The sequence below is a fragment of the Brachyspira catarrhinii genome, assembly GCF_005518285.1.
In the GTDB taxonomy this organism is placed as follows: domain Bacteria; phylum Spirochaetota; class Brachyspiria; order Brachyspirales; family Brachyspiraceae; genus Brachyspira; species Brachyspira catarrhinii.
Genome location: NZ_SJDU01000216.1, coordinates 1 through 4,057, shown reverse-complemented (window position 1 = coordinate 4,057; position 4,057 = coordinate 1). Strand labels below are relative to the sequence as shown.

The 4,057-nt window shown below is 31.0% G+C and carries 4 protein-coding genes and 1 pseudogene; all 5 read right to left on the bottom strand.

Annotated features, from left to right (window positions below; genetic code table 11):
• Positions 1–89 precede the first annotated feature (89 nt).
• Positions 90–1,652 (bottom strand): citrate lyase subunit alpha, encoded by a 1,563-nt coding sequence (gene citF / locus EZH24_RS08275; protein WP_137998677.1) that lies wholly within the window; start codon positions 1,650–1,652, stop codon positions 90–92.
• Between the two features lie 23 nt (positions 1,653–1,675).
• Positions 1,676–2,575, bottom strand: coding sequence for an HpcH/HpaI aldolase/citrate lyase family protein (locus EZH24_RS08270; RefSeq protein ID WP_137998676.1), 900 nt, complete (start codon positions 2,573–2,575; stop codon positions 1,676–1,678).
• 13 nt (positions 2,576–2,588) lie between these two features.
• Positions 2,589–2,840 carry a citrate lyase acyl carrier protein gene (locus EZH24_RS08265; protein WP_137998674.1) on the bottom strand — a complete coding sequence of 84 codons (252 nt, stop codon included), beginning with the start codon at positions 2,838–2,840 and terminating at the stop codon, positions 2,589–2,591.
• A gap of 107 nt (positions 2,841–2,947) precedes the next feature.
• A complete protein-coding gene (locus tag EZH24_RS08260; RefSeq protein ID WP_137998673.1) occupies positions 2,948–3,688 on the bottom strand; it encodes a GntR family transcriptional regulator in 741 nt (246 codons plus the stop codon).
• Between the two features lie 75 nt (positions 3,689–3,763).
• Positions 3,764–4,057, bottom strand: a pseudogene (locus EZH24_RS08255) (peptide ABC transporter substrate-binding protein); the annotation flags it as partial.

Below are 4,057 nucleotides of genomic sequence, written 5' to 3'. Positions count from 1 at the left end.
GAAAAATTTTAATAAAACTTACATAATGTAAATTTTTAATAAAACTTTCATAATGTAACTCCTTGTGTTTAATTTATAATATTTTTTATTTATTGCTTAACCTGATAAATTATATCTATTACGCTTCCGTCTCTATATTCGATAACGCCGACTATATTATCCGTATATTGAACTTTATCGGGCGTTCCCGTTAAAGAAATAACTTCATCGTATAAATCTTTTATATCAATATGCTCTATATTATTTTTTTCAAATTCGTCTAATAAATCTTTTCTTTTAGGATTTACGCATACTCCCCTATCCGAAACCAATATATCTACGGTTTCTCCTGGAGTCACTATATTTGTGACTTTATCGGTTATAATAGGCATTCTTTTTCTTATAGAAGGAACTGTCATTAGCGTGACTTTAGAACCCGCAGCCGTATCGGGAGCGCCGCCTATAGAACCCATAATAATTCCATGCGAACCCGTAATAGAATTTACATTAAAATTTAAATCTATTTCTGTAGCGGAAAGCATCATCATATCCAATTTATGAGCCACACAACTTCCGTTATTAGGATTGGCATACATTGAAGCGGACATTTCTATATATCCTTTTTCGTTTCCTACGGCGTTTGCGATGCTTCCGTCAAAAGTTTGTATATCGAGAAGACTTTCAAATAAACCTTCTTTAAATAATTCTAAAATATAAGCGTTTATACCGCCCGAAACAAAAGAGCCTTTTATATTATTTTTTACCATATATTCTTTTAAATATCTGCATACCGCTAATGAAGCTCCGCCCGAACCAGCTTGAAAAGAAAATCCTTCTTTTATTAAACCTAATCCCGTAAGAACTTTTGCCGCTTTCTCGGCTATAAGAAGTTCGGTAGGATTTTTTGTGATTCTTGTCGCTCCCGTGGCTATTAAATTAGGGTCGCCAAGAGATTCGACTTCTACTATATAATCCACATATATTTGAGGAATTGATATTCTATGTAAAGGATATTTCACTAAATTATCCGTTATGGCAACCACATGCTCCGCATATAAAGCGTCTATCATAGGATAACCCATTGCCCCAAAAGCGCTTTTTCCCTCGCTTCCGTTCATATTGCCTTCTTCATCGCATGCGGGAGTGCCTATAAAAGCCACGTCTATTTTTACCTCTCCGCTCTCTATAGCTCTCGCTCTTCCTCCATGCGTTCTAAATATAACGGGATTTTTCATTATATTATTTACAGATATTTCTTTGGCTATATCTCCTCTTAAACCAGAAGTGGATAAAGAAGTTATTGTTCCGTTTTTTATATATTCCAAAAGTCCTTCATGAGCGTTTGTAAAAGACGAAGAGCATATACTTATATTTTTAATTCCCATTTTAGCTATCTCTTCTACGACAAGCATTATTACGGCGTCTCCGTTTCTTAAATGATGATGAAAAGAAATAGTCATATTATCTTTAAGTCCCGTTTTTTCTATAGCTTCTCTTATAGACGAGCATAATTTTTTATTTTCGGGTTTATGATTTTTTATCCTTCTTGAAGCCGTTTTGTAATTTTCTTTATTATAATAATAGAATGCTCCCATAAAAGGTTTTACTTTTCCGTAGCCTTCTATATATTCTGGCAATTCTATTCCCAATGAGTTTGTAATTTTTTTACCCACTTTTTACTCCTAAAATTATAATTCTATCGCTTAATCATTCCAGATAATTTAGCCAAATCAACTATCTTTTGAGCTTTTTCTATAATTGGAACATCTATCATCTTACCGTTTAACGATATAACTCCTCCTTCGCTTATATCCGTTTTTTTAGACGCTTCAAGAACTTGCAACGAATATTCTATATCTTCTTCTGTCGGCATATAAGCTTTATGCAAATAAGGAATTTGAGATGGATGTATGCAAGCTTTTCCAGTAAATCCCAAACTTCTCGCTCTCTCGCATTGTAATTGAAAACCTTCCAAATCGTCTATTTTAGTATATACTCCGTCAACGCATGCCACTCCCGCGGCATGAGCTTCAAGAACTATTTTTTCTCGTGCGTATAGAAGCTCTTCCTCGTCTTTAGTTCTTTCAATGCCGAGACATCTTGTAAAATCTTCCGCGCCTAAAGATATTCCTATAACTCTATTTGAAGCGGTTGCTATTTTATACGCGTTATATACCCCTATAGGAGTTTCCAATGCAGCGGCTATAACCACGCTGCCTTTCTCTATATTATTTTCAGATTCTATTTTATTTAAAAATTCATCTATTTCTTTTATCTCTTCTGGAGTATCGCACATAGGAACTCGCAAATTTCTAAGCCCCGCTTTAACCAAATATTCTATATCGTTAAACCCGAAAGGCGTTTTTATAGAATTTATTCTTGCAAAAATCGGTATATTGCCATAATTTATACTTTTTAACGCCTCTATCAATAATTCTCTCGCGTCTTCTTTTTCTCTTAAAGCCACCGCATCCTCTAAATCAAACACTATGGCATCGGGCTTATATATAGGAGCGCTATATAATAACTTTGGATTGCTTGCGGGAGCAAACAGCCATGACCTACAATTTATAAAAGGATTATTTTTTTTATCCATTCTTTTTTAACTCCTATAAATTTTTTGAGGCTCTTCTGATAGCCATTCTTGTTCTGGCTCTTATACAAAAATCTAACGCCCCGTAATCATCTACATTTATAACAATATTTTTATAGTCAAATTCTTTAACCACGCTTTCAACGGCTTTTCTTATATGCTTTTCAAACATATTCTGAACGGTAGATTTTACTTCTATAACTATGCCTCCGCTCTCGGTTATTTTTGCCTCTATTATCGCATCGTCCGAAATCTTTTTTACTGACATATTTTTTCCTAAAATATTAATTCTATAACTTGTCTAATTAGTCGACAAGTTATATTGTATAGTATAGTCTAAAAAAATATATTTGTCAAGTCTTTTTTAAAATTTTTTTATATTTTATATTTGAAATAATTAGGATATAAATTATAAACCGTTTTTAATTTAACTCTATAATTATCTAATAAATTTTCTTCCACTTTACATATCATTTTATAATTTTTGTTTTTGATTGCATTTATAGTCTTTCTATGCTGTTCTATTGCAAAATCTACATTAGTTTTAGCCAAAGATTCAAGCAAATGAAATCTTGAATAATGATTATCAAAAGTTCTTGTTTTTTCAAATATTATTTCTTTATCCACATATTTATATATAATTCTATGAAATTGTTCGTTCAAATTAAAAAATAGTTTTATCTCTTCTTGTTTCATATCGTTATTTGATATTTTTTCCTGTTCTGAAAATATATTCTCTAAATTATTTATTAATTCATTAGTATTAAAACCTTTTGAGCAAACCGTTTTCATTATTTCTTTCTCAATAGCTAATCTCATAAATAATGAATTTTCTATAATCTTTTGGTCTAATAATGAAACATAAGTTCCTTTTTGAGGAAATACATCTATCAGAGATTCGTCCGCTAATCTAACTATAGCCTCTCTTATAGGCGAACGACTTACTTTAAATACGTTTTTAATTTTAACTTCGCTTATTTTTTCGCCGGGTTCTAATTTTAATTTAAGTATATTATCTTTTAATATTCTATAAACATATATTCTATTATTTTCATATAAAGATTGCTCTCTTATATCAATAAATGGATACTGCTCGCTATCAAACACTATGGACATTCAATATACCTAATCCTAATATAGAACTAATTGATTAAAATTAAAAATTTAACAAATATTTATTATATATATAATTTATTCTATATAACAATAATTAAATTTATGCTTTCCTAAAGCGTTATAAACTATACCTTTTAATTTAGGATTTACCATTAAAGTAAAAGCCCTATGATAAAGAGGTATTAAAGGCATTTCGTCTATTAATATTTTTTCTGCGTTTATCATATAATTCATTCTCACGGCATTATCTGAAGTTTTTTTAGCGTCCGAAACCAATTTATCATATTGCGGATTTGAAAATGCTCCATAATTAAAAGAATTGCCCGTAAGCATAATTTCTAACATCGTCATTGGGTCTCTATAATCGGC

Excerpts from the sequence above, each read along its gene's own strand:
- EZH24_RS08260 (WP_137998673.1), bottom strand. The coding sequence starts at position 3,688 with ATGTCCATAGTGTTTGATAGCGAGCAGTATCCATTTATTGATATAAGA.
- EZH24_RS08265 (WP_137998674.1), bottom strand. The coding sequence starts at position 2,840 with ATGTCAGTAAAAAAGATTTCGGACGATGCGATAATAGAGGCAAAAATA.
- EZH24_RS08270 (WP_137998676.1), bottom strand. The coding sequence starts at position 2,575 with ATGGATAAAAAAAATAATCCTTTTATAAATTGTAGGTCATGGCTGTTT.